General features: G+C 62.0%; 21 protein-coding genes, 1 tRNA gene and 1 other RNA gene. 20 read left to right on the top strand and 3 right to left on the bottom strand.

What is annotated here, in order from left to right:
- The first annotated feature begins 52 nt into the window (after positions 1-52).
- Complete coding sequence (gene bfr, locus E4633_RS01545; RefSeq protein ID WP_129127369.1) at positions 53-520, top strand: bacterioferritin; 468 nt, start codon at positions 53-55, stop codon at positions 518-520.
- A 71-nt stretch (positions 521-591) separates the two neighbouring features.
- Here bfr and E4633_RS01540 read toward each other — a convergent pair whose 3' ends face one another.
- Positions 592-1,035 (bottom strand): PAS domain-containing protein, encoded by a 444-nt coding sequence (locus E4633_RS01540; RefSeq protein ID WP_135868515.1) that lies wholly within the window; start codon positions 1,033-1,035, stop codon positions 592-594.
- 230 nt (positions 1,036-1,265) lie between these two features.
- On the opposite strand from E4633_RS01540, the gene E4633_RS01535 reads away from it, so the two are divergent.
- On the top strand, positions 1,266-3,347 hold the full coding sequence (locus E4633_RS01535) for a methyl-accepting chemotaxis protein (protein WP_135868514.1): 2,082 nt from the start codon (positions 1,266-1,268) through the stop codon (positions 3,345-3,347).
- A 642-nt stretch (positions 3,348-3,989) separates the two neighbouring features.
- Positions 3,990-5,588 carry an acetyl-CoA hydrolase/transferase C-terminal domain-containing protein gene (locus tag E4633_RS01530; RefSeq protein ID WP_135868513.1) on the top strand — a complete coding sequence of 533 codons (1,599 nt, stop codon included), beginning with the start codon at positions 3,990-3,992 and terminating at the stop codon, positions 5,586-5,588.
- 127 nt (positions 5,589-5,715) lie between these two features.
- On the opposite strand, the gene xerC is transcribed toward E4633_RS01530, so the two are convergent.
- On the bottom strand, positions 5,716-6,594 hold the full coding sequence (gene xerC, locus E4633_RS01525; RefSeq protein WP_135868512.1) for a tyrosine recombinase XerC: 879 nt from the start codon (positions 6,592-6,594) through the stop codon (positions 5,716-5,718).
- 59 nt (positions 6,595-6,653) lie between these two features.
- Between xerC and E4633_RS01520 the strand changes: the two genes are divergently transcribed.
- The 5 genes from E4633_RS01520 (at position 6,654) to E4633_RS01500 (ending at position 13,261) form a co-directional block, all read left to right on the top strand.
- On the top strand, positions 6,654-7,790 hold the full coding sequence (locus E4633_RS01520; protein WP_135868511.1) for a DUF362 domain-containing protein: 1,137 nt from the start codon (positions 6,654-6,656) through the stop codon (positions 7,788-7,790).
- Positions 7,791-8,208: 418 nt separating this feature from the next.
- Positions 8,209-9,696 (top strand): lytic transglycosylase domain-containing protein, encoded by a 1,488-nt coding sequence (locus tag E4633_RS01515; protein WP_135868510.1) that lies wholly within the window; start codon positions 8,209-8,211, stop codon positions 9,694-9,696.
- Between the two features lie 66 nt (positions 9,697-9,762).
- A complete protein-coding gene (locus tag E4633_RS01510) occupies positions 9,763-10,491 on the top strand; it encodes a tetratricopeptide repeat protein (protein WP_135868509.1) in 729 nt (242 codons plus the stop codon).
- A 106-nt stretch (positions 10,492-10,597) separates the two neighbouring features.
- Positions 10,598-12,403, top strand: a complete 1,806-nt coding sequence (gene typA, locus E4633_RS01505) for a translational GTPase TypA (protein ID WP_135868508.1) — start codon at positions 10,598-10,600, stop codon at positions 12,401-12,403.
- A gap of 69 nt (positions 12,404-12,472) precedes the next feature.
- Complete coding sequence (locus tag E4633_RS01500; RefSeq protein ID WP_135868507.1) at positions 12,473-13,261, top strand: outer membrane protein assembly factor BamD; 789 nt, start codon at positions 12,473-12,475, stop codon at positions 13,259-13,261.
- Positions 13,262-13,319: 58 nt separating this feature from the next.
- Here E4633_RS01500 and E4633_RS01495 read toward each other — a convergent pair whose 3' ends face one another.
- Positions 13,320-14,609, bottom strand: coding sequence for a sensor domain-containing diguanylate cyclase (locus tag E4633_RS01495; RefSeq protein WP_135868506.1), 1,290 nt, complete (start codon positions 14,607-14,609; stop codon positions 13,320-13,322).
- A gap of 380 nt (positions 14,610-14,989) precedes the next feature.
- Between E4633_RS01495 and E4633_RS01490 the strand changes: the two genes are divergently transcribed.
- The 12 genes from E4633_RS01490 to E4633_RS01435 all read left to right on the top strand — a co-directional run bounded on the left by E4633_RS01490 (position 14,990) and on the right by E4633_RS01435 (position 25,451).
- Positions 14,990-16,141, top strand: coding sequence for a THUMP domain-containing class I SAM-dependent RNA methyltransferase (locus tag E4633_RS01490; protein WP_135868505.1), 1,152 nt, complete (start codon positions 14,990-14,992; stop codon positions 16,139-16,141).
- 48 nt (positions 16,142-16,189) lie between these two features.
- Positions 16,190-16,266 (top strand) — tRNA-Ile (locus E4633_RS01485).
- Positions 16,267-16,386: 120 nt separating this feature from the next.
- Positions 16,387-17,505, top strand: coding sequence for a Nif3-like dinuclear metal center hexameric protein (locus tag E4633_RS01480; RefSeq protein WP_135868504.1), 1,119 nt, complete (start codon positions 16,387-16,389; stop codon positions 17,503-17,505).
- 46 nt (positions 17,506-17,551) lie between these two features.
- Entirely contained in the window at positions 17,552-18,268 is a 717-nt protein-coding gene (locus tag E4633_RS01475; RefSeq protein ID WP_135868503.1) for a zinc ribbon domain-containing protein, read from the top strand.
- A 151-nt stretch (positions 18,269-18,419) separates the two neighbouring features.
- Positions 18,420-18,842: RNase P RNA component class A (rnpB, locus tag E4633_RS01470), an RNA gene on the top strand.
- A gap of 226 nt (positions 18,843-19,068) precedes the next feature.
- On the top strand, positions 19,069-19,563 hold the full coding sequence (locus tag E4633_RS01465) for a hypothetical protein (RefSeq protein ID WP_135868502.1): 495 nt from the start codon (positions 19,069-19,071) through the stop codon (positions 19,561-19,563).
- 18 nt (positions 19,564-19,581) lie between these two features.
- Positions 19,582-19,911, top strand: a complete 330-nt coding sequence (locus tag E4633_RS01460; protein WP_135868501.1) for a hypothetical protein — start codon at positions 19,582-19,584, stop codon at positions 19,909-19,911.
- A gap of 274 nt (positions 19,912-20,185) precedes the next feature.
- Positions 20,186-20,668 carry a division/cell wall cluster transcriptional repressor MraZ gene (mraZ, locus tag E4633_RS01455; RefSeq protein WP_135868500.1) on the top strand — a complete coding sequence of 161 codons (483 nt, stop codon included), beginning with the start codon at positions 20,186-20,188 and terminating at the stop codon, positions 20,666-20,668.
- Positions 20,669-21,607, top strand: coding sequence for a 16S rRNA (cytosine(1402)-N(4))-methyltransferase RsmH (gene rsmH, locus E4633_RS01450; protein ID WP_135868499.1), 939 nt, complete (start codon positions 20,669-20,671; stop codon positions 21,605-21,607). It abuts the gene before it with no gap.
- A gap of 16 nt (positions 21,608-21,623) precedes the next feature.
- Positions 21,624-21,959 (top strand): cell division protein FtsL, encoded by a 336-nt coding sequence (gene ftsL, locus E4633_RS01445; RefSeq protein WP_129127351.1) that lies wholly within the window; start codon positions 21,624-21,626, stop codon positions 21,957-21,959.
- Entirely contained in the window at positions 21,956-23,920 is a 1,965-nt protein-coding gene (locus E4633_RS01440; RefSeq protein ID WP_135868498.1) for a penicillin-binding protein, read from the top strand. The genes ftsL and E4633_RS01440 overlap by 4 nt, the downstream gene beginning before the upstream one ends.
- Positions 23,921-23,933: 13 nt before the next feature.
- Positions 23,934-25,451, top strand: coding sequence for a UDP-N-acetylmuramoyl-L-alanyl-D-glutamate--2,6-diaminopimelate ligase (locus E4633_RS01435; RefSeq protein ID WP_135868497.1), 1,518 nt, complete (start codon positions 23,934-23,936; stop codon positions 25,449-25,451).
- Positions 25,452-25,533: the final 82 nt, after the last annotated feature.

The raw sequence follows: 25,533 nt of genomic DNA, 5'->3' as shown, positions 1-25,533 counted from the left end.
GGAAGGAAGCGGACCCGGCGTCAGCCGGGCCTCATCAAAAAGGAGGTCGTCTATGAAGGGGAACGAAAGGGTGATCGAACAGTTGAACGTGCGCCTGGCCGAGGAGCTCACCGCCACCAACCAGTACATGGTGCATGCGGAGATGTGCGAAAACTGGGGCTATAAGCGGCTTCACGCCGCGATCCGTGAGCGTGCCATCACCGAGATGAAGCACGCCGAGAAGCTGATCGAGAGGATCCTCTTCCTGGAGGGGCGCCCGATCGTGAGCCGGCTCGATCCGATCCACATCGGCGGTGAGATTCCGAAGATGCACCAGTTCGACCACGCCCTGGAGGAAACGGCGATCCGCGGGTACAACGAGAGCATCAAGCTTGCCGTGGAGCTTGGCGACAACGGGACCCGGGAACTGCTGCAGTCGATCCTGGACCAGGAGGAGAGCCATATCGACGACATCGAGGCGCAGCTGGACCAGATCGCCCAGATGGGGGTGCAGAACTACCTGGTGGATCAGGTGGGATGATTTCAAGGCGGGGTGCAGCAGGAAGGGGCGCCTGGAAGAGTCCAGGCGCCCCTTTTTCGTCCGAAGTAGCGTCAGGCCGGGGGCGCCCCCTTTTCCAGCTCGGCGAGCCGCGCCCGGAGCGCCTTTTCCTTCTGCCAGCGCACCGATACGTCGCGCATCACCGCCACGGTTCCGGCGATATTCCCCTCGGTGTCCCTGATGATGGTCATGGAGAATTCGGTCGAGATGCGGGTGCCGTCCTTGCGCAGCGCGGGGGCGGCCAGGAGCTCCTTCGCATAGCGCGTGGAACCGGTTTCCATGACCCGGAAATATCCCTCCCAATGCCGCGCGCGCTGGTTCTCAGGGATGAAGATGTCGAGCGACTGTCCCAGGGCTTCCTCAGCGCTGAAGCCGAGCATCTCCTCCGCCCCCTTGTTCCAGAGCCTGATCACCCCTTCCCTGTCTGAAAATATGATTGCATCGTTGCAATTCTGAACCAGCTGCCGGTACAGTTCCTGATCACCAAGCTGCGTCATGTCGACCTCCGTGGTAGTAAGACTTTCTGCCATCCTAGCATACCCAAGCCTACCGTCGTTTTGACTTGAATCAAACAGACGAACCTTTTGCCGCATAAAAAGAAACCATCGGTGAACCTTTTGTTGGGATATTAAATATCGGTAATAATGGATCGACACCCTAAAGTACCGTGGGCATCGTCCGATACAATCCTCACCGACAGCGAACGCTGTTCTGTCCGGGAGGAGCAATGTTCACTAACAAACTAATACACAAAATTCTGGCGATCATTGGGATCAACCTGCTGGTAGGGATCACCATTGTCGGCTGCCTGGCGATCTGGCTCCAGTACAGCTCCAGCATGAAGTTGCAAGAGAAGAACAGCCGGACCATGTCCGCCGTTATTGTGGACGAGATTTCGGCCTTCATGATGAAGGACGACGCCAAATCGGTGAGGAACCTCGCCAAGGTCGCCAAGGAACAGAACTTCGGCTTCGACATCAAGATCTTCGACAAGGATGGCAAGGATTCCGAAACCGGGGCGGTCAACAAGGATGTCGCACGAAGCCTCGCCGACGGTAAGCCGGTAGAAATCAGAGAGACAACCGGGGGAATCCACACCCTTAAGATGGCGGTTCCCCTCCGCAACGAAGAGCGCTGCAAGCAGTGCCACGACGCAGGCGACAAGTACCTGGGCGCGGTACAGCTCACCTCCTCGCTTGAGGACGGCTACCGCAGCGCCATAAAGATGATCACCATACTGGTTGCCGCAGGCTGCCTCTTCTTCGTCTGCATGATGCTCTGCATGTACGTCTTCTTCCAGAAAACGGTCATGCGCGACCTGCTCTTCTTCTCCGACAAGCTGAAAGACATAGCCCAGGGGGAAGGGGACCTCACCAAGGAGATCCCGGTCCGTTCGGACGACGAGATCGGCGACCTCGCCCGGCACATAAACCACCTCGTCAACAAGCTGCGCGAAACGATCACGGTCCTTTACGAACTGGCCGAGCACATCTCCATCTCGCTTTGCCACGTCTCGAGCCGGGCTAGGAACACCGTGGCGTCATCGGCCGAGCAGAAGGACCGCTCGGAGTCGGTGGCGGTAGCCACGGAGGAGATGGCGGCGACCCTCAATGTGGTGGCCGGGAACACCCATCAGGCGGCGGGCTTCTCCTCCGAGGTGGACGAGGCGGCAAGTCAGGGGATGGGTGTCGTGGACGGGGCGTGCAACTCTATCGTCCTCGTGAGGGAGAACGTGACCCAGACCCTCGGCACCGTAGGAAGGCTGGAGGCCTCCTCGGCGCAGATCGGCGACATCATAAACCTCATCGAGGACATCGCGGACCAGACCAAGCTCCTTGCGCTGAACGCCGCCATCGAGGCGGCGCGAGCCGGAGAACATGGCAGGGGATTCGCGGTGGTCGCCGACGAGGTCAAGATGCTCTCCGAAAAGACCGCCACCTCGACGAAGGAGATCGCCAAGATCATCACCAACATCCAGTCCGAAAGCCGCGAGGCGGCAAGGTCGATCGCCGAGGAACAGGAGCGGGTCGAGGACGGGGTGTCGAAATCCATGGCAGCCAAGGAGTGCCTGGAGCGGATCCTAGGGCTCGCCGGGGAGACGGCGCAGCTCATTAACCAGATCGCCTCGGCGACCGAGGAACAAAGCGCCACAACCAACGAGATCGCCGAAAAGATCCACGGCGTTTCGGGCTCGGCGCTGGCGGTGCACGAGGACATGCTGGAGAGCGACAAGGCGTTCACGGAGCTCACCCGTGTTGCCGAACAGATCTTTTCGACGGTGGGGAAATTCAGCGTCGGCAACAGGCACGATGAGATGAAGCGCATGGCAGCGGAGCTTAGGGACGGCTTCGTAGCGGTCATCGGCGAGGGGGTCGCCGCGGGGAGGATCAGCATGACCGACCTGTTCGACCGCAACTACAAGCCGATCCCGAACACCGCGCCGCAGAAGTACGCCACCGCGTTCGACGGCTTCTTCGATCGTTACATTTCACCGGTGCAGGAGGCGATCCTAGGTCGCAAGGATTCCATCTTCTTCGCCATCTGCGTGGACGACCACGGCTACGTGGCAAGCCACAACCTGCGCTACTCCAAACCGCTGACCGGTGACCCGGAAGTGGACAAGGTAAACAACCGTACCAAGCGCATCTTCGACGACAAGACCGGCCTCAAGGCGGCACAGAATACCGAGTCGTTCCTGCTTCAGACCTACATGAGGGACACTGGCGAGATCATGAACGACATCTCGACCCCCATCATCCTGAACAACCGCCATTGGGGTGCCGTGCGTATCGGTTACCGCGCCGAATAAGATCCGATCTCACACCTTGATTCCATCCGCAGGCCGTCACCGATGCATCGGGGCGGCCTGCCGCTTTTCACCCCTCCTTTCGTTTGTTTTATTTTGGCGTAAGACGCGCTCCCGTTACCTCTCTTCTCTTTGCCCGCCCCGCAACCCGTTTTCACGGCGAGACCCCCCCCTACTTTTTCCCGCGTCATAGCCGCCGCCGCAACGGGCCACTCCGGCTATGGGGGCAGAATAGAAAGAGAAATCAGCGTCAAGTGGGGAGGCCGCGTCAGCTGTCAAATATCCCCCGTGGCGCGGTCAACCTGCCTGTCATCCTCCGTGTTTGTTGTGCTTTCAGAGGCGAAACGATTTTTTATTGTTGACGTGGACGGCAACTTGAGATTAGATTGCATACTGTATACAGTGCGTCTTGTGGACGCATATCGATCGAACGAACGTTCGAAGATCTAAAATAGAGTTATACGGGTTTTTAGTTGACTCACCAGCCCCTCTTGAGTAGAATCCGGTTCTACTTTTTGGGGAAAAAGAGTAAAAGCGCCGCTGGATAAGGAGCTTGCGCCGCGGCGGGCTTGATCGCAACACCTTGTTATCTGTCAGCATTCAGCTGATTTAGTTGTAGACAACAAAACAAAACAGGAGGCAGATATGTCCGAGTACGGCACACTTCAAGACCGGGTACAATGCAAACAACTTTTGAACAAGGTCATGGCTCCCGAGCAGACCATTGAGTTCTTCAAGAACGGGATGAACCTTGGCTGGTCCGGCTTCACCCCGGCTGGTTACCCGAAAGTGGTGCCCATCGCCCTGGCTGACCACGTAGAGAAGAACAACCTGCAGGGCAAGCTGAAGTTCAACCTCTTCATCGGCGCTTCCGTCGGTGCGGAAACCGAAGACCGTTGGGCGACTCTGGACATGATCGACCGCCGCTGGCCGTACCAGACCGGCAAGAACATCGCAGCGGGCATCAACGCCGGCCGCATCCGCATGGGCGACAAGCACCTCTCCCTGTTCGCACAGGATCTGGGCTACGGCTTCTACACCAAGGATTCCGAGAGCGGCAAGCTCGACCTCGCCATCATCGAGGTTTCCGCGATCAAAGAAGACGGCTCCATCGTACCGACCTCTTCCTGCGGCGTCATCCCCGAGATCCTGATGATCTGCGACAGGATCATCCTCGAGGTGAACACCGGACAGCCCTCCTTCGAAGGCATCCATGACCTCCTGACCCCGCTTACCCCGCCGAACCGCCAGATCTTTGGCATCACCCATGCCGGCGAGAGGATCGGCTCCACCTCGATCCCCTGCGACCCGAGCAAGGTCATCGCGGTGGTCGAGTCCAAGCTGCGCGACCAGGGTCGTGCCTTCGCCGAGCAGGACGACACCTCCGAGGCGATCGCGAACCACATCATCGACTTCTTCACCACCGAGGTGAAGGCGGGCCGTCTGCCGAAGAACCTGCTCCCGATCCAGTCGGGCGTCGGCTCCATCGCCAACGCCGTCATCGGCGGCCTGGCCAAGGGCCCCTTCAAGAACCTGACCGTCTACACCGAGGTACTCCAGGACACCATGCTTGACCTGTTCGACTCCGGCAAGCTCGACGCGGCCTCCTCCTGCTCGCTGTCTCTCTCGGCCAGCCCGGGCTTCCCGCGCTTCTTCGAGAACATGGACAAGTACTTCGACAAGATCACCCTGCGTCCGCTCTCGATCTCCAACGCACCTGAGCCGATCCGACGTCTGGGTTGCATCGCCATGAACACCCCGGTCGAGATCGACATCTTCGCACACGCAAACTCCACCCTGGTCGGCGGTACTCGCATGATCAACGGTCTGGGCGGCTCCGGCGACTTCTTGAGGAACGGCTTCCTGAAGATGATGCACACCCCGTCCTCCCGTCCGAGCAAGACCGACCCGACCGGTATCTCCTGCGTCGTGCCGCACTGCTCGCACATCGACCACACCGAGCACGACCTCGACTGCGTCATCACCGAGCAGGGTCTCGCCGACCTGCGCGGCCTTGCTCCGAAAGAGCGCGCACGTCGCATCATCGAGAAGTGCGCCCACCCGGATTACAAGGCACAGCTCACCGAGTACCTCAACATCGCTGAGAAGGACTGCCTGGCGAGGAAGGTCGGCCACGAGCCGCAGCTGTGGGATCGCGCCTTCAAGATGCACCTCAACCTCGAGAAGAACGGCACCATGAAGCTGAAGAACTGGGATGTAAAGATCGACCTCTGCGAGGACTAAGAGTCCGCTGCAGATCGTTACCGCAGCAAGAGCGCCCCGCCGGGAAACCGGCGGGGCGTTTTTTTATTGGTTCGCCAAGCCGCCAAGCCCGACTGGTCCGACTGGGGGGGGGGAGGGGTGCGAGAAACTAGGAGCGTGCCTTCGGGTGGGCCTTGTCGTAGACCTCCATCAGCTTGTCAATGCTGACGTGGGTGTACTTTTGGGTGGTGGAGAGCGAGGCGTGTCCTAACAGCTCCTGGATCGCCCGCAGGTCGGCGCCCCCTTCGAGGAGGTGGGTGGCGAAGGTGTGGCGCAGCGTGTGGGGGGAGACCTTGCGCATGGCGGCGATCAGCAACATGTGGGCGTCGACGATGCGCGCGACGCTCCTCCTGGTGAGACGGCCGCCGCGGGCGTTCAGGATGAGCGGATCGGAAGATTGCGGGTTGCCTCGCTCCTCGAGGTAGGCGGCGAGCGCATCCCGGGCGCAGGACCCGACCGGCACGATGCGCTCCTTTCCCCCCTTGCCCAGCACCCGTACCAGCGCCCCGGGAAGGTCCAGGTCGCCGACGTTCATCCCGGTGAGCTCGCTCACCCTGAGCCCGCAGGAATAGAGCGTCTCCAGTATGGCACGGTCCCGGAGCGAGAGGACGTCCCCGCCGCGCGGCGCCTCGACGAGAGCCTCGACCTGGTCGATGTTCAGGTGGAAGGGGAGGCGCTTTTCCTTCTTCGGCGTACTGACCAACTCGGCGGGATTTTTCTCAACCTGCCCCTCGCGCATCAGGTAACGGAAGAGGGCCCTGATGGCGGAGAGCTTTCTGCCGATGGAACTCTTCGCGTGCCCCTTATGCAGATGGGCGAGGTAGCGCCGGATGGCGAGGTGATTCACCTCCGCCAAGGGAAAGGTGCAGTGCGGATCTAGAAAAAGGGCGAACTGGTCGAGGTCGCTTCGGTAGGCGGCGAGGGTGTGTTGCGAGACGTTGCGCTCGTTTTCGAGGTAGCTGCAGAATTGCTCGATGGCCCGTTTCATGGTATGGGAATCTACCTCAGTGCGGTGGCACTTACAACAGCTTTTGACGGGGAGGGGGCATGTTCCAGGTGTCGCTGCAAAGGGTGGCGCGGTATGAACGGGAAGAGGTGGAAGAAGGACTCGCGCGCTTGCTCGAATCTTTAGGGGGGATGGAGCGTTACGTCAAGCCGGGCGAGCGGGTGCTGATCAAGCCGAACCTCCTCTCGGCGAAGCCCCCTGAGGCGGCGGTCACCACCCACCCCGAGGTGCTGCGCGCGGTCATCCTCGCCGTGCAGCACGCAGGCGGCATCGCGCTCGTCGGTGATTCCCCCGGCGTGGGAAGCGGCAGGCGCGTCGCCGAGCGCTCCGGCATGATGCGCGTCATCGAGGAGACCGGGGCGGAGTTCGTCCCCTTCGAGGAAAGCGCCACGGTCGGCGGCACGGGGACCTTCCGCGAGTTCGAACTTGCCCGCCCCTACCTCGAAGCAGACCGCCTGATCAACCTCCCGAAGCTGAAGACGCACGAGATGATGACCATGACCTGCTGCGTGAAGAACCTTTTCGGCGCCGTGGTCGGGACCCGGAAGGCGGCCTGGCACCTGAAGGCGGGGGCGGACAAGGAGCTCTTCGCGCGCATGCTTATCGAGGTATATATGCTGCGCGAGCCGGACCTGAACATCGTCGACGCGGTGGTGGCGATGGAGGGGGACGGGCCGGGTAGCGGCGACCCCTGCCAGGTGGGGCTTTTGATGGCGGGGGACAACGCGGTGGCCGTGGATCAGGTCGCCGCCGAGGTGGCGGGGATCCCGAAGAAGCTCCTCTACCTGGAGAGTGCTGCGCGCAACATGGGGCTCCCTGGATCAAGGCGGGAGGAGATCGCCGTCGCCGGAGCGGACCCTGCGACTGCGCTCGCACGCCCCTTGCGCCTTCCCCATCTCTCCGACGTCCAGTTCGGCCTGCCCCGGTTTTTGAAAAACCGGCTGCGTCACCAGTTCACCTCGCGGCCCGAGGTGGCGCCGGAGAAGTGCGAGCTCTGCGGCATCTGCGTCAAGGCGTGCCCCCCGGACGCGATCCGGGTGCAGGGGGGGCGGCTGCGTTTTGACTACCAGCGCTGCATCCGCTGTTTCTGCTGCCGAGAACTCTGCCCCCATGCCGCGCTCACCTTGAAAGACGGCTTCCTCCTTCGGCTCATGAAGAAGTCGGGGCGCTCCCTCTAGGGGGCGGGTTGACAGGGGAGGGGGGCGCCATTATATTTTTGCCATCCTCCGGGATGCACAAAGCGAGGGATGCAAATCCAACAGGGAAAAGGAGATCACGCATATGTGGACCAATTTCTACATGATCCGTCCGGTAACCCACTGCAAGGAAGGCTGCCCTAGTTGGCCCGCCGGGTAAAAGCGGCGGGCGGATCGCACACGGAAAAGCCCCCCGGTACTCACACGGGGGGCTTTTTGTTTGCCGCGCCTTCATCCCGCCACGCTCAAGACGAGTGCTTCCCGGCCCGTTATGCAATGGCAGGGAGGGGTGCCCCCTTTCTGCAAAGCCGCAAAGGAGCCCTTTGGATTGACAAGTGTGGAGAATTCCGCTATTCTGCGCACCTGTGCGTACGCCCGCTACCCCAGCTAAAGGTATTGAATGATTAAAGTCACCCTGCTCATACTCGCACTTTTGTTGCCTTGCACCGCCCTTGCGGCACCTGCGCTGCCGGCGCCGGCTTCCGGGCGTGCGGAACTTCAGACGCAGCAACTCGCCTCCGCCGACCTTGCCCTTTCCAAAGGGCTCGGCCTCACTGCCGCCGATTTTCAGGATGATGACGATCTTACCGATGACCCGGACGACTTCGAGCTGAAGCTCCCCGAGATGGAGCTGCCGGATTCCGACATCCCCCTTACCTTCAATTCCAAAGTCGAGTATTTCACCCGTTACTTCCAGGGCCCCGGGCGGGGCGCCTTCGCCAAGTGGCTATCCAGGAGCGAGCGCTACATCCCGATGATGAAGACGGTGCTCAAGAAGGAGGGGCTTCCCGAAGACCTGGTCTACCTTGCCATGATCGAAAGCGGCTTCCTGCCGCACGCGGTCTCCGTGGCGGCCGCCGTGGGCCCCTGGCAGTTCATGCCGGCCACCGGCAAGCGTTATTCCCTGCGCATCGACTACTGGATGGACGAAAGGCGCGATCCCCTGAAGGCGACCGTCGCCGCGGCGCTCTACCTGAAAGAGCTCTACGCCCTCTTCAACAACGACTGGTACCTCGCCGCAGCCGGGTACAACGCAGGCGAGAACAAGATCCTGCGCGCCATCAACATGTACAACACCCGGGACTTCTGGGAAATCTCCAAGGGGAGCTACCTGGCCCGGGAGACCAAGGACTACGTGCCGAAGCTTCTGGCCGCCGCGATCATCGCTAAGGAACCGGCGAAATACGGCTTCGCCGACGTCGCCTATCTTCCCCCCATCGACTTCGACCAGGTTTCCGTCCCCACGCGCACCGACCTCGACGTGATGTCCAAGGCCTGCAGCGTGCCGATGCAGAACCTCCGGGAGCTGAACCCGGAACTGCGCCGCGGCACTACGCCGCCGGACTACGCGGGTTATTTGCTGAAAGTTCCCAAGGGGAGCGGTGCCGCCTGCCAGGAGGCGTACGCCAAGATCCCCGAGGGGGAGCGCTTTGTCGAGCGCGTGAAGAACGTCCAGTACCGGGCTAAGAAGCGCGACACCCTGGACTCCATCGCAAGGCGCTTCAAGACCACGCCGCAGGTCATCGCCGAGCTGAACAACCTGGGCAAGAAGAAGGTCAAGCTGCACGGTAAGGTGCTGACCGTGCCGGTGCAGTTGGCCTCGGCCGACGTCGCATCCCATGCCGCGAAGCCGCCCCAGGTCGAGGCGAAGGCTGAGCTGAAGGCCGAGGCGAAGGCTGAGCTCAAGGCCGAAGTCAAGGAAGTCCACAAGTACTACACCGTGAAAAAGGGAGACACTCTGACCTCGCTTGCCAGGAGGTTCAACGTCACGGCCCGCCTGCTCTCGGCCTGGAACAACCTGAAGACCAGGGTCGCCCTCAAGCCGGGCAAGCGCATCATCGTGGCCAAGTACCAGAAGAAGGGGAACCTGGCCAAGGACGAGGGATAGGCCCCGTCCGTCGCACTGCAGCACCTACAACCACCTGACCCGCACCACGAAAGGATAAATCAGCCGATGTACAACCTTCTCATTTCCGCAGGCGCAGCTGTCGCAGTTTTCCTCATCGTTTCCCTCGCCGCCGGCTTCCAGTACTGGTGGGCCGCGCTTTTGGGCGCCATGATCGTCTTTACCGCCTGCTTCGTCCTCATCGCCCGCAGCGTGACGAAAAAGCTCGAGGTCCTCATGGAGGGGGCCATGAAGGATATCCAGGCGCAGCGCTTCGAGAAGGGGATCCGCGACCTGAAGTCCGCCCTCCGCTTTGCGAAGTGGCAGATCTACGTGGAGAGCCAGATCAACTCCTCCATCGGCATGGTCTACTTCGTGCGCCGCGAGTTCGCCACCGCGTTCCCGTACCTGGAGAAAGGGTTCTTCAAAAACTGGGTCACCATGGGGATGCTCGGCGTCACCTACATGAAGCGCAACAAGCACGACAAGATGAAGGAGACCTTCGACAAGGCGATCATGGCGACCCCCAAGGAGTCGCTCCTCTACGCCCTCTACGCCTACTGCCTGAACGAGATCGGCGAGAACGTGAAGGCATGCGAGATCGCCGCCAAGGGGTTGGCGAAGCTCCCCGGCGACGAGAACCTGAAGCTCAACCTGGAGCTTCTGCGCGAAGGGAAGAAGATGAAGATGAAGGGTTACGGCGAGATGTGGCTCCAGTTCCACCTGGAGAGCCTGGCCGTGCTCCAGAAACAGCAGATGGCCGCCATGGGCGGCAGACGCCGTATCATCAGAAAATAGCTTGTAAAGATATCCGAAAAATGCAATATTGGGCTGTTTTTTTAAGACGGGCTTCTCTGCTCGTCTTTTTATTTGTGACGAGCCAAAGATAAAGGAGCAGTAAAACATGCAGGAGAAGATCAGAAACATCGCCATCATCGCCCACGTCGACCACGGCAAGACCACCCTCGTTGACGCCATGCTGAAACAGTCCGGGGTGTTCAGGGAGAACGAGGCGATCACCGAACGCGTGATGGATTCCAACGACCTGGAGAAGGAGCGCGGCATCACCATCCTCGCCAAGAACCTCTCCATCCACCACGGCGACTACAAGATTAACATCGTCGACACCCCGGGCCACGCCGACTTCGGCGGCGAGGTGGAGCGCGTATTGAAAATGGTCGACTCCGTGCTGCTTCTGGTGGACGCCCTCGACGGGCCGATGCCGCAGACCCGCTTCGTACTGAAGAAATCCCTCGACTTGGGCCTCAAGCCGATCGTCGTCATCAACAAGGTCGACCGCCCGGGCGCGCGTCCTGCCGAGGTCGTCGACATGGTGTTCGACCTCTTCTGCGAACTGCAGGCCTCCGACGCCCAGCTCGACTTCGCCATCTGCTACACGAGCGCCAAGATGGGTTACGCGATGCGCGAGATGGAGCACCCCTCCGACAACATGGAGCCGCTCTTCGAGCTCATCAAGGACAACGTCCATCCCCCGGAGGGGAACCCGGACGCGCCCTTCCAGCTCCTCGTCACCAACATCGACTACAACGACTACATCGGGCGCATCGCCACCGGCAAGATCTTCAACGGCAAGGTGACCTCCGGTGAAACCGTCGCCCTCATCAAGCGCGACGGCACCATCTCCAAGGGGCGCGTCACCAAGCTTCTGGGTTACGAGGGGCTGAAACAGGTGGACATCGCCGAGGCCTTCACCGGGGACATCGTCACCATCGCGGGCTTCACCGAGGTGGGGATCGGCGAGACCCTCGCCGCTGCCGACAACCCGATGCCGCTTCCCTACGTGGCGATCGACGAGCCGACCCTCTCCATGAACTTCATCGTCAACTCCTCCCCCTTCGCCGGCCGCGAGGGCAAGCTGGTGACCTCTAGGAACATCCGCGAGCGTCTGGACCGCGAACTGAGGACCAACGTCTCGCTGAGGGTCGCCAACACCGCCAATGCGGACACCTTCCAGGTCTCCGGGCGCGGCGAGCTGCACCTCTCCATCCTGATCGAGAACATGCGCCGCGAAGGCTTCGAGATGGCGGTATCCAAGCCCGAGGTCATCATGCGCATGGTGGAGGGCGTGAGGCACGAGCCGATGGAATACCTCGTGGTGGACGTCCCCTCCGAGTACCAGGGTGCCATCATCGAAAGGATGGGTCCCAGGAAGGGCGAGATGGTCTCCATGAACCCGATGGGGGAGACGGTGCGCCTCGAATTCATCGTTCCCGCCCGCGGCCTGATCGGCATCAGGGGCGAGTTCCTGACCGAGACCCGCGGCACCGCGGTGATCACCCATACCTTCCACAACTACGCCCCCTACAAGGGTGAGATCCCGGGGCGGAAGAACGGCGTCCTGATCGCCATGGAGCAGGGTGAGACCACGGCCTACTCGCTCGACGCGCTGCAGCCGCGCGGCATCCTCTTCCTGGGCGCGGGTGTCGAGGTGTACGGCGGCATGATCATCGGGCAGCACGCGAAGGACAACGACCTCGAGGTGAACCCCTGCAAGGGCAAGAAGCTCACCAACGTGCGTGCCTCCGGCAGCGACGACGCCATCAAACTGACGCCGCCGCGCAACCTCACCCTGGAGCAGGCGCTCGAGTTCATCGACGAGGACGAACTGGTCGAGGTGACCCCGGTCTCCATACGCCTGAGGAAAAAGGAACTCGACCCGACCAAGCGCAAGCGCGCCGGCAGGGCCTGATCCCAGCACCCCCGCAGCCCGACCACGGCTGCGGGGCTTTCACGAATTTCACCGACCGGAGGAGACCCCATGCACTCTCGTTCCCTGCGTTACCTGGGCCTTTTCGCCGCGCTCTCCCTGATCAGTGCCTGCGCCTCGACCCCGGCGCCGGTGAAGACACCCGAGACCTACTTCAAGGAAGGGGAGACCGCTTACGCGTCCCGCAACTACGAGGAGGCCATCAACCAGTTCAAGAAGGTGAAGGAGAGCTACAGCTCTCCCGAGCTTTCGGCAAAGGCCGAGCTGAAGATCGCCGACGCCCATTTCGAAAACGGCGCCTTCATCGAGGCTGCCGCGGCCTACGAAGACTTCCGCAAGCTCCACCCCGGCAACGAGAAAGCGCCCTACGCGCTGTACCGGCTAGCCCTCAGCAACTACAACGAGATCACCGGGATCGACACCGACCAGACCGCCGTGAAGAACGCGGTGCACTACTTCCAGGAGTTCCTGGCCCAGTACCCCGCTTCCGAGTACGCGCCGCAGGCGAAGGTGAAGCTGGCCGACTGCCGGGCGAAGCAGCTTGCCTACGAGAACTACGTCGGGAATTTCTACCTGAGGACGAAGAAGTACGGCTCGGCGATCAAGCGTCTAAACGAGGCGCTGCAGCGCTTCCCCGGCGAACCGGGGCTGGCCGACACCCTCGTCAACCTCGAGCAGGCGTACCGGAACTCTGGCGATACGGCGCGGGCCGAGGAGATGCAGAAACGTCTTGAGACCGAGTACCCCGCGCGGCTGCGCGAGGCGAAGGGGGAAGGGAAGCCGAGTAAGGGTGACCGGGGCGAAGAGCTCCCCATGATCATCTTCAAGGACGCGAAGTAAGAAGGGAGATGAGGCGCACCTTCCATGTGGAAGGCGCGCCCTGTTTCTGGGCGCCGGCTCAGGCCACCAACTGGTGCTGCTTGTTGCCGGCACCGCCGTTTTTGCGCCCTTTTTTCTGGCGGTACATCCTCTGGTCGGCGAGACGCCAGGACGCCATGAGTTCATCGCCGTTTTGTGCGGTGGCAGCCCCAATGGAGAGGCTGAGCTGATGCGGGGCGTGCCCTTCGTTGCTCTGGGCCAGCTGCTGCTGTAGCCGCTCCATCGCCTCGCGCAGGGCTGTCTCATCGGTGTTCGGGAGCAAGGCCGCGAACTCGTCGCCCCCAACACGCGCCACCACGTCCTCGCGCCGGAAGGCGTTTTTCAGCACCTCGGCGGCGTGTTTCAGGAGCTCATCCCCGGCTGCGTGCCCCTGCTGGTCGTTGGTCTCCTTGAGGCGGTCGACGTCGGCCATGACGATGCTCACCGGGAACTTCCTCCCTTTTTTCAGCCGCTCCAGTTCTTCATCGAAGTAGGCGCGGTTGTAGATACCGGTCAGGATGTCGTGACTGCTCAGGTAACGCAGCTTCAGCTCGGCCTGTTTTCTTTCCGAGATGTCTAGGAGCGCCCCGACCACACCACCGGAGCTGGTTCCCGGCTTTTTGAAGCTTGCACTGTAGAAGATGACGTCACGGTGCTCGCCGTCGGCGCAGGTGATGGTCCCTTCGAAGCTGCGCGGGCCGCTCCCTGCTTCGGCGGCCTCCTCGCCCCTGTTATACAGGGCGGCCAGGTCCGGCGGGAGGATGTCGTAGATGCTCTTGTTGACGTTTTCACCCCGCTTGATGCCGATCTGCTCCTCGAAGGCCTTGTTGCAGCCGAGGTATAGACCGTTGGGGTCGTTGTAGAAGATCGGGGTGGGGAGGGTGTCGATGAGGACCTGGATGAAGTCCAGCTTCTCCTTCAGTTCCTCCTCGTGACGACGGCTCTGCTGCCGTAGCGCCGCTTCAGCGATCGAGCGCTGCACCGCCGGGACCAGGCGGTGCAGGTTCCCCTTGAGCACGAAGTCGTCGGCGCCTGCGCGGATGGCGGCAGCGGCGGCCTCCTCCCCGACTTTCCCTGAGATCATCAGGAAAGGGATGTCGGAGCCCTTTTCCTTGAGGATCTGCAGCGCCTGCAGCCCGGAAAAGCCGGGCATGACGTAGTCGCAAACGACCACGTCCCAGGTGGCGCTCTCCAGGGCATCGACGAGTCCTTGCGCGTCGTCCGCGCGCCGGGCGTGCACGTCGAAGCCTCCCTGCTCGAGCTGTATCACGATGAGCTGGGCGTCGTCCGGTGCGTCTTCTACGATCAGGACCCTGAGCAGTCTCTTCATAACCGTTTTCTCCGATAAATCAGGGGATTGGGTCGCCGGGCACCCTGGAAGTGTAAACTATGGCGGCGCAAAAGCAAGTCCCGTGCCGGATGGTGAGAGTGTCCCCATGTGAGTGGTGAGGGGGCCGGGCACGCGCCCCGCGCGCTGCTCATGAAGGTTCCATCGGCAGGAACGGTCGCGACTAAAGAAATTAATTTTTTATCATTATTTTTGTTTGACGCAACCTCTCACGGTAATTAATTTTGGGCGGCGTCATCGTTGCCGCAGGCGGGTGCCCGGAAAGTTCCAATGAGAAGATCCGCCGACGCGGTCGTCATGCAGGTCGAGGCCGCACCGTCTCTCATTATGGCGGCCGGCGACCCTTTTTAAAGGAGCAGGTGATGAAGCACTTTTTTTTCGCAACTACGGCGAAGGGGGTTGAGGAAGCCCTCGGAGGCGAGCTCGTCCGCCTGGGTCTCCCCGATGTGCGTGTCGAGAGCGGCGGCGTGAGTTTCGGCGGCGGCATCGAGGGGGCCTACCGGGCGAACCTCTGGCTGCGTACCGCGAGCCGGGTCCTCATGACCCTGGCGGAATTCCCCTGCCAGACACCCGATGAACTCTACAGCGGGGTGCGATCCCTCCCCTGGGAGCGCTTCCTCACCCCGGCGCAGACCCTCGCCGTCGACTGCAACCTCAGGGACTCGGCGATGACCCATTCCGGGTTCGTGGCGCTGAAGACCAAGGATGCCATCGTCGACGCGCAGCGCGAGAGCTTCGGCAGCCGCCCGAGCGTCGACACAAAGGACCCGGACCTTCGCGTCAATGTCCGGCTTTTCAAGGACCGCTGCACGGTGAGCCTCGATCTTTCCGGCGAACCGCTGGATCGTCGCGGCTACCGGCTGGATCGGCACGAGGCGCCCCTGAAGGAGAACCTCGCCGCCGCCCTCGTCGAACTCTCAGGCTGGGATGGCAGCACCCCGTTCGTCGACCCGATGTGCGGGACCGGCACCATCGCCATCGAGGCGGTCATGAAGGCGCTCCGCATCCCTCCGGGACTGAACCGCCGCTTCGGTTTCGAGCGCTGGCAGGGGTTCGACCGTGCCGCCTGGCGCGCCATGGTGGCCGAGGCGAAAAACGGCATCCTCGACAGGCCTCCGGCGCCGATCCAGGCGAGCGACCTCTCCCACTCCGCGGTCAACATGGCGATCCAGAACGCGCGGCGCGCCGGGGTGCTCGAGCATCTCACCCTGGGACAGCTCCCCATGGCGGAGCTGTCGCCCCCTCCCGGCCCCGGCGTGCTCATCATGAACCCGCCTTACGGCAAGAGGCTCGGCGAGCAGGAGGCGCTGCGTCCCCTATACCGGGAGATCGGCGACACGCTGAAGAAACGCTGCCAGGGGTACACCGCCTACCTCTTCACCGGTAACCTCGACCTCGCCAAGGGGGTCGGACTCAAGGCGTCGCGACGGATGGTGCTGTACAACGGGCCGATCGAGTGCCGACTCTTAAAGTACGAGATGTATGAGGGGAGTGCCCCACTGTCATTAAAATAGAAGCTTGACACGTTAATCCTTTTAATATATGTTTTAATTTCGCTTTTCGGGCCTATAGCTCAGTTGGTTAGAGCTACCGGCTCATAACCGGTCGGTCCCAGGTTCGAGTCCTGGTGGGCCCACCACCTTACAAATTAGGATGATGTGGGGATGCCCTTAAAGCACCTGGTCAGACGAAAAAATACACTTCAAGTGGGGAGAAAGAGTGCACACCAAGCGGTTGCACTCTTTTTCTTTTGAGCGCGATGATTACTCCCAAAGTTTCGGATCTAGTTGGAATTACAGGCAAAATTGCCCCGGCGCACTTCGCGGAATCCTGGGACAACGTAGGCCTGCAACTGGGGGACCCGGTCTCCCAGGTTTCCCGGATCATGGTGGCGCTGGATCCCGGTCGCCCCGCCATCGAAGCAGCCATCGAAGCACGCTGCCCGCTCCTCATCACGCATCACCCCTTCATCTTCTCCCCTCTGAAAAAGATCACGGCGGCCGACGAAACCGGTCGTCTCACCATGCTGGCCCTCAAGAACGACCTCTCCATCATCTCCCTGCACACGAACCTCGACATCGCCCAAGGGGGCGTCAACGATCTCCTCGCCGCCCGTCTCGGCATCGAGGGGGCGCAACCGCTCAAGATCACCGGAGTTGAGGAACACGCGAAGATGGTGCTGTTCGTGCCGAAAGGTTTCGAGGATAAGCTGCTGCAGGCGCTTGCCCCGTTCATGCCGCTCATCGGAAACTACCGCGACTGCTCGTACCAGAGCGAGGGGACCGGGCGCTTCACCCCGCTTGACGGGGCGAACCCCTACGTAGGGGAGGTGGGGGCGGGACACGCCGAGCCGGAGAGCCGTCTCGAGTTCCTGATCATGAAGGATAAAACAAGCGCCGCCGTAGCCGCGCTGAGGAAGTCACACCCCTACGAGGAGCCGGCCTACGACCTGTATCCGGTGCTGAGTCAAGGGGCGCCGCGTGGACTTGGGCGCATCGGGACCCTTCCCGAGCCGGTCGAGGCCGGAGCGTTCGCGGGCTTCGTGCGGGAGCGTCTCGGCGCCGCCGGCGTACGCCTGGTGGGGGAAGCCGGGCGCCAGGTGAAGAAGGTCGCCGTCTGCGGCGGGTCCGGCGTTTCGCTGCTGCACGAGGCGGCGCGCAAGGGGGCCGACATCCTGGTGACCGGCGACGTCAAGTACCACGAAGCGCGCGAGGCCGAGGCGCTCGGCGTGGCGCTGCTCGACGCTGGGCATTTCGCCACCGAGCGGATCATGGTCGAGGGGCTTGCTGCGCAGTTGAGGGGGGCGCTTGCTGCGCGTCGCCTGGAGGCAGAGGTAATTGAGTACCAAGGAGAGCGGGAGCCTTTCGCGTTTTACTGAAGGCGTCGCTCTTTAGCACATAAAAAGGTAGTTGGGGAGGCGGAATTTGCGTAACAAACTGAAGGCGTTATACGAACTGCAGGAGATCGACCTGAGGATCGACGGGCTGGATGGGGAGAAGGCCCAGCTTTTGAGCGAGGCGCAGGCCCTTGAGGCGAAGCTTGCCGAGGCGCGCGAGAAGATCGCCGCCAAGCGCGAGGAGGTACAGGCACTCGAGGAGGAAAAGGGGGCGCTCGACGCCAACCTTGCTTCCGAGAACGAGAACATCACCCGTTCCGAGACGCATCTCAAGGAGATCAAGACGCAGAAGGAGTACCAGGCGGTTTCCAAGGAGATCTCCACTGCTAAGAAGCAGATCACCGAGCTCGAAGAGCAGATCCTTCAGAAGATCAGCGCCATCGACGAGGCAAACGGTGAGATCGCCAAGCGCGAGGCAGAGCTGGCCGAGCTGGAGGGAAACGTCACCGCCCAGCAGGCGGAGCTGCAGCAGAAGGTCGAGGCTCTCGAGGGAGGCATCTCCAAGGACGTCGTTGTCCGTGAGGAGACCGTGAAGGTACTCCCGGCGAGCGTGATGAAGCGTTACAGCAAGCTGCGCGACCAGCGCAGGGGTGTGGCCGTGGTCGAGGCGAAGGAAGGGAACTGCATGGGGTGCAACATGCATCTTCCGCCGCAGCTCTACAATACCCTGTTCCGTGCCGACGACGTCATCACCTGCCCGCACTGCCAGCGCATCCTCATCATGAAGCAGGAAGTGCAGGACTAGAAACCCGTTCGGCGTTCAACGTTCAACGTTCCATGGGGATCTGTACCCGGTTCGTCGGAGGAGGCGCTGCGTCGTCACCCAAGTGAGGATCGAGGGGGAGAATCCGGCGAACGTTGAACGCAGAACCTTGAACGGAATAAAGATTTTGGCCGGAGCAGACCAGATGGCCGCTGTCCACCGTAGCCTCGGCGAAGGTGGAGGGAGGAAAGTCCGGGCTCCACAGGGCATGGTGCTGGATAACGTCCAGCGGGGGCAACCCCAGGGATAGTGCCACAGAGAGAAGTCCGCCCACCACAACCTTGGCGACAAGGTCCGCCGTAGCCTCGGCGAAGGCGGAAGGTGGGTAAGGGTGAAAGGGTGAGGTAAGAGCTCACCGGGTTCGGCGGCGACGTCGGATGCCAGGTAAACCCCACCAGGAGCAAGACCAAATAGGGAAGCGTTAAGGGCGGCCCGTCCGTGCTTCCGGGTTGGTTGCTTGAGGGCACCGGCAACGGTGCTCCTAGATGAATGACCATCGCCCGCCGCCGGGTAACCGGTTGCGGGAACAGAACCCGGCTTACGGGCTGCTCCGGCCAAAAAACCTAAAAGACGTTCTACGTTCCGCGTTCTACGTTCTACGTAAAACCAACGACACCGGGGCTTGCTCCTTTCGTTGATGCGATTTTTGCCGTACGTGGACCGAGGGTAAAAACGTAGAACATAGAACGTAGAACGTAGAACGTAGAACATCCGTTACTCAAGAAGCAGGGCCTTCCGCACCGTCGGACGGCTTTTTTTATATCCGGGGGAAGAGGTTCAAGGTGAGCTGCTGGAACCATGAATGGCAGGAGAGGGTGGGTGGCGTGACGGCGGCCTTTGAGCGCCTCCCCGATGCGGAACGCAAGACCCTCGAGGGACTCGCCTACGGCATGGTGGCGCACAAGGAGGCGATGCAGCAGATCGTCGCCCAGGTCGACGCCGCCGGTTCCTGCGCCGGATGCGGCGGTGCCTGCTGCGTCAGCGGCAGATACCACTTCGGCGCCGCCGACCTCCTCGTCTACCTCGCCACCAAGCGACCCCTCTTCGCTCCGCGCTTCGGAAACGGCCTCTGCCCGTTCCTGGGCGAGGGGCAATGCCTGATCCCGGCGGGATACCGCCCCTTCAACTGCATCACCTTCAACTGCGACCTGATCGAGGACCGGCTGTCGCAGGAGGACGTTGCCCGCTTTTACGGCATGGAGCGGGAACTCAAAATAATCTACACGGAGATCCGTTCCCTGTTCCCGCCACGGAGCATGGACGGTCCTCTGCTTTAGGGAAGAGAAGGAGAAAAAATGACGACAACCATCAACGACATCGTGCTCGCGCACATCGAGGACAAGCCGGCCTTTTACGCGCGCATCGAAGACATCGTCCAGGACGTCAAACCGGGGTGGTGGCAGGTGAAACTCCTGGTGCTCACCGTGCCGCTCCAGGTCTACACCTGGATCCTCGACGAAAGCCAGGTGAACGGCGCCCCCTTCACCATGTCCGGGACGCCGATCATGCTGGAAAAAATCGTCTCCCCGGAGCCTCCGGAAAAACCGCTCGACCCGGTGGAAAAGGGGGGCGGTGAGAAAAAGGGAAACGTGGTCTCGCTCTTCGACAGGAAAAAGAACCAGTAATGCCGCAGCATTTCGGGCGGGGCCGTAACGGCCCCGCCCGATGCGTTTTCCCCTCCGTCTCTTCCTTACGCCCTTTAATGGAACCGGGTTCACGCCGGGTTCTTACCACTTCTTGCCACCACTTCTTACCCCGCCCGTTAAACCATCGGAAAACCTCCCATAAATTCCCTATTTGTCTCTAATTTTGCCTTGACATAGAGCATGGCCTCCCGTATAGTTCGTGCACGAAAGTGGTATGTAGTGGTATAAAGTGGCAACAAGTGCCGGGGACACCATGTTCAGAGGAAAGTTCGACACAACCATCGACGCCAAGGGGCGCACCAGCATTCCCGCGAAATTCCGCGAGGTTCTGGTGGAGACCTTCGGCGACGAGCGCTTTTTCCTCACCAAGTCGAGCCCGGTTCGACTCGGCGAGGGGCAGGTGTGCTACGGACTGACCATCTACCCCTACCGCGAATTCCTCGCCCTCGAGGAGCGGCTCAAAAACGGGGCCGGCCTCGGGCTCTCCGTCGAGGCGCTCGCCGCGGTGCGCCGCACCATCCTGGTTCCGGCGGTCGAATGCACCGCAGACAAGCTTGGGCGCATCCTGGTTCCCAACGACCTGAGAAAGACCGCACAGCTGGAGCGCGAACTACACTTCGTCGGAATGCAGAACAAGGTCGACATCTACAGCCAGTCCGTCTGGGCCCAGGTATGCGAGAAGGACGAACAAAACTTCCCGGTCGATTCGGCCGCGCTCGCGGAGCTTGGCCTCTAGATGCCGGATTTCCATCACATATCGGTCCTCCCGGACGAGGTGCTCGGGCTCCTCGAACCGAAAACCGGGGGGGTATACGTGGACGGGACCCTCGGCGGCGCAGGCCACGCCGGGCTCATCCTCACCGCGAGTGCCCCGGAGGGGCGGCTCATCGGCTTCGATCGGGACGCCGAGGCGATCGCGGTGGCCACGGAGCGCCTCTCCCAGTTCGGCGACCGGGTCAGCATCTTTCAGAGGAACTTCTCCTCCATCGCCGCCACCCTGGCCGAGATCGGGGTGGATGCCATCGACGGCTTCGTGCTCGACCTCGGGGTCTCCAGCCATCAGCTTGACAAGGATGAGCGTGGCTTCAGCTTTCAGACGGACGCACCGCTTGACATGCGCATGGACCGCAGCTCCGGCCCGAGCGCCGCGGACCTGGTGAACACCCTCTCCGAGGGGGAGTTGAACCGCATCATCGCCGATTACGGCGAGGAGCGCTGGGCGAAGCGGATCGCCTCCTTCATCGTGAAGGCACGCGAGGAGAGCCCGATCGAGACCACGCTGCAGTTGGTCGACATCATCAAGGGGGCCATCCCGAAGGCTAAGTGGGAGGAGCGGTTGCACCCGGCGACGAGGACCTTCCAGGGGCTGCGCATCGCGGTGAACGAGGAGTTGAAGAGCCTTGAGGACGGCCTTGCCGACCTTTTGAGGCTCCTGAAAAAAGGTGGACGCGGTGCGGTGATCTCCTTCCATTCGCTGGAGGACCGCATCGTCAAGGAGGCGTTCCGGGGTGCGAGTGCCGGATGCACCTGCCCGAAGGAACTCCCGATCTGCATCTGCAACCGCACGCCGCAGTACCGGCTGCTGAGCAAAAAGGCTATTAAGGCGGGGGACGAGGAACTGAAGGCCAACCCGCGGTCCCGCAGCGCACGCCTAAGAGGCATCGAGAAGATTTAAAGAAGAGGGTAGATCTATGGCACAGAGCAAAGTCGCCTACGGCAAAGTCGCCGCACCGGCACGTCCCGGGGTAGCGGTAAGGGAAAACTGGATCAGCTTCCGTTACCTCACGGGGGTGATGGTCCTGCTTACCCTGGTTTCCATTTTCCACGTCTGGTCGAGGGTCGAGGTGATCGACCTGAACCTGAGGATCGGGGAGGCGAACCGGCAGTTCAGGGAACAGCAGCAGGAGAACAAGCGTCTGAGGGTCGAGGTCGCCTCGCTTAAGGCACCGGCCCGCATCGAGGCGCTCGCCAAGGGTGAGCTCGGTATGGCGCTCCCCAACGACCAGCAGGTGGTCCTGGTCAAGTGATCGAGAAGCGGGAGAAATGGGCAAGGGTCCGCATGCGTTTCGTGGCCCTGCTGTTCGTGGTTGTTTTCATCATCGCTGCAGGACGCGCTTTTTACCTGCAGGTTTTGAACAACGACCGCCTGGTGAAGCTTGCCGAGAAGCAGCACCAGAGGATCGTGGCGCTCACCCCGAGCCGGGGCGGCATCTACGACCGCAACAACGCCCCCTTCGCCGTCTCCATAGAGATGGACTCCTGCTACGCCGAGACCCGCAACATGGAGAATATCCCGGAGGCGGCGGCGCAGCTGGCAAGTGTCCTCGGGTGCGACAGGGCCGAACTCGAGGCGAAGCTGAAAGGTGCCAAGAACTTCGTCTGGATCGCACGCCGCATGGCCCCGGAGCAGGCGAAGAAGGTGAGGGGGCTCGAACTCGACGGGGTCGGCTTCGTAAAGGAAAACCGGCGCTTCTACCCGAACTCGGGGGTGGCGGCCCATGTGATAGGCTTCACCGGTGTCGACCCGGCCGGCCTGGAAGGGGTCGAGAAGAAGTACGACAACGTCATCCTCGGTAACACCGGCTTCCTCGTCACCGAGCGCGACGCGCTCGGCCGGGACATCGCCCTCAAGAAGGGGAGCGAGGGGAAAAGCGGCTCCAAAGGAAGCAACGTCGTCCTCACCCTGGATAAGAACATCCAGTACATAGCGGAGAAGGAACTCGTAAAGACGATCGAGAAAAACGGCGCCAAGGCCGGGATCGCGATCGTCATGGAACCGGACACGGGGCGCATCTTGGCCATGGCCAACTACCCCACCTTCAACCCGAACAACATCGCGGCACTGACCCACGAGTCGGTGCGTAACCGCGCCATCGCGGACAGCTTCGAGCCCGGGTCGACCTTCAAGATCTTCCTGGTGGCGGCAGCCCTCGAGGCGGGGGTGATCAGGCCCGGCGACAGTTTCAATTGCGAAAACGGCTCCTGCAACATGTACGGCAGAACCATCCACGACACGCACAAGTACGGTGCGCTGAACGTGTCGCAGGTCCTTAAATACTCGAGCAACATCGGTGCTGCCAAGATCGGCCAGAGGCTCGGCTCGCAGCGCCTGTTCACCGCTCTCACCGGTTTCGGGTTCGGCGAGAAGAGCAGCGTCGATCTCCCGGGGGAGGTCTCGGGGATGCTCCGGCCGCAGGACAAGTGGTACGGTATCGACCTCGCCACCATCTCCTTCGGCCAGGGGGTGACGGCAACGGCATTGCAACTGACCGCGGCGGTTTCGGCGGTAGCCAACGGCGGCAACCTCATGAAGCCGTACCTCGTGGACCGGATCGTGGACGACGAGGGTGTCGTGCTGCAGCAGTTCGGTCCGCAGTTGAAAAGAAGGGTGATCTCGCCCGCGACGGCTAAGACCGTGGCCGGCATGCTGGAAGGCGTCGTCGCCGAGGGTGGGACCGGCACCGGTGCCGCGGTGGACGGCTACCGTGTCGCGGGGAAGACCGGTACGGCACAGAAGGTGGAAGGGCGCAGCTACTCGGCAAAAAAGCGCATCGGCTCCTTCATAGGGTTCGTTCCGGTGGAGAAACCCCGTCTGGCCATCATGGTGATGGTGGACGAGCCGACCGCCAACGTGTACGGCGGTGTGGTCGCCGCTCCGGCTTTCAGCGCCATCGCTCAGCAGGCCCTCTGCTACCTGAACGTCCCGCCGGACAAGAACGTGAAGAAGAAGCCGGCGACGGTGCCAGAGAAGATGACACCGCAGGTGGAGCAGGCCGCGGTGGAGGGGGGCGCCATCGAGGGTGGCGACGCCGGGACCATGCCGAACTTCCGCGGCATGAGCATGCGGCAGGTGCTCAGGGTGATGGAGCAGCGCGGTCTCAACGTAAAATTGCAGGGAAGCGGCCGGGCGGTAGAGCAGAACCCGCCACCGGGCGCCCGCATCACCACGCAGGATCAGGTCTGGGTGCGCTTCGTGCCGTCGGCCTGACCATGGGGGGAGCATGAAACTGAAAGAATTGCTGGCCTGTGTTCCGGGAGCGAAGGTGACCGGAGACGACGCCATGGAGATAACGTCGCTTTGCTACGACTCGCGACAGGTGGCGCCAGGCGCCGCCTTCTTCGCCCTGCGCGGGGTGAAGAGCAACGGGACGGAGTTCGTGGAAGCCGCTGTAAAAGGGGGGGCGGTCGCAATAATTGCGGACCGCCCCTGCGCCGTTGCCGGGGCCGTGTGCGTCGAGGTCCCGGATGCCCGCCGCGCCATGAGCCTCATGGCCGCAATTTTCTACGGTACCCCGACCGGGAACATACCGGTCGTCGGCATCACCGGCACCAACGGCAAGACCACCACCACCTACCTCGTTGAAGGGATCATGGCTGAGGCGGGGATCCCCGCGGCCGTCCTCGGCACCATCAGCTACCGCTTCGGCGCGACCGACATCCCCGCACCTAACACCACGCCTGAGTCGGTCGACCTGCAGAAGATCCTGCGCGACCTGGTGGACCAGGGCGCGCAGGGGGCGGTGATGGAGGTCTCCTCCCACTCGCTGGAGCAGCACCGCGCCGACGGCTGCATCTTCGACGTCGCCATCTTCACCAACCTGACCCGCGATCACCTGGACTACCACCTCGACATGGAGTCCTACTACAAAAGCAAGCTGCGCCTCTTCACCGACCTCCTCGCTCCGAGCGCGCACAAGCCGCTCAGGCGCGCCGTGGTGAACCTGGACGACCCCTACGGTCCGAGGATCGCCGCCGAGGCGACCGCGCCGGTCCTTACCTACTCGGTGAAAGGCCCGGCCGACCTCTCCGTCGCCGAGGTGGACTTCTCGGTGCACGGCATCCGCTGTCGCCTCCAGTCGCCGGTGGGCGAGATCAACATCGAGTCCGACCTCCTGGGGCGCTTCAACCTGTACAACATCCTTGGCGCGGTCGGGGCGGGTCTTGCCCTTGGCATCCCTAAAGAAGCGATCGAGGCGGGGATCCGTGCACACAAGAAGGTGCCTGGGCGCCTCGAGCGGGTCGCGAACGACCAGGGGATCATCGTGCTCGTCGATTACGCCCACACCGGCGACGCCCTGGAGAACGTCCTTTCCACCATCTCGGAACTGAAGACGGACCGGATCATCACCATCTTCGGATGCGGCGGCGACCGCGACAAGGGGAAGCGCCCGGTGATGGGGGAGATCGCGGCACGCTACAGCGACCTGGCCGTAGCCACCTCGGACAACCCGCGCACCGAGGACCCGGCGGCCATTCTCGTCGACGTGAGGGCGGGGATCACGCCTTTGCACCTGAAGGAGTACAGCCTCGAGGAATTGGAGGGGGGCTTCCGCGAGAAGGGGTTTGCCACCATCGAGTCCAGGCGCACCGCGGTGCGCGCCGCGATCCTCGCGGCAAAGCCGGGCGACATCGTCCTTCTGGCCGGCAAGGGGCACGAGGATTACCAGATCGTCGGGACAGAAAAGTTCCACTTCGACGACCGGGAGGAGGCCGCAGCTGCGCTGCGGCTCAGGAAGTAGCAGTAGCAAAAAAAGGTTCCCTTTTCCCTTATTTTGCGGCACATTAGTCGTTTTCCCGCGCTTGGGAAAAGCAGTTCGCGGT

Origin of the sequence: Geomonas terrae (assembly GCF_004791675.1) — a bacterium.
Lineage (GTDB): Bacteria > Desulfobacterota > Desulfuromonadia > Geobacterales > Geobacteraceae > Geomonas > Geomonas edaphica.
Note: the sequence above shows the minus strand (reverse complement) of the source record. Positions and strands in the feature narration are given on the sequence as shown.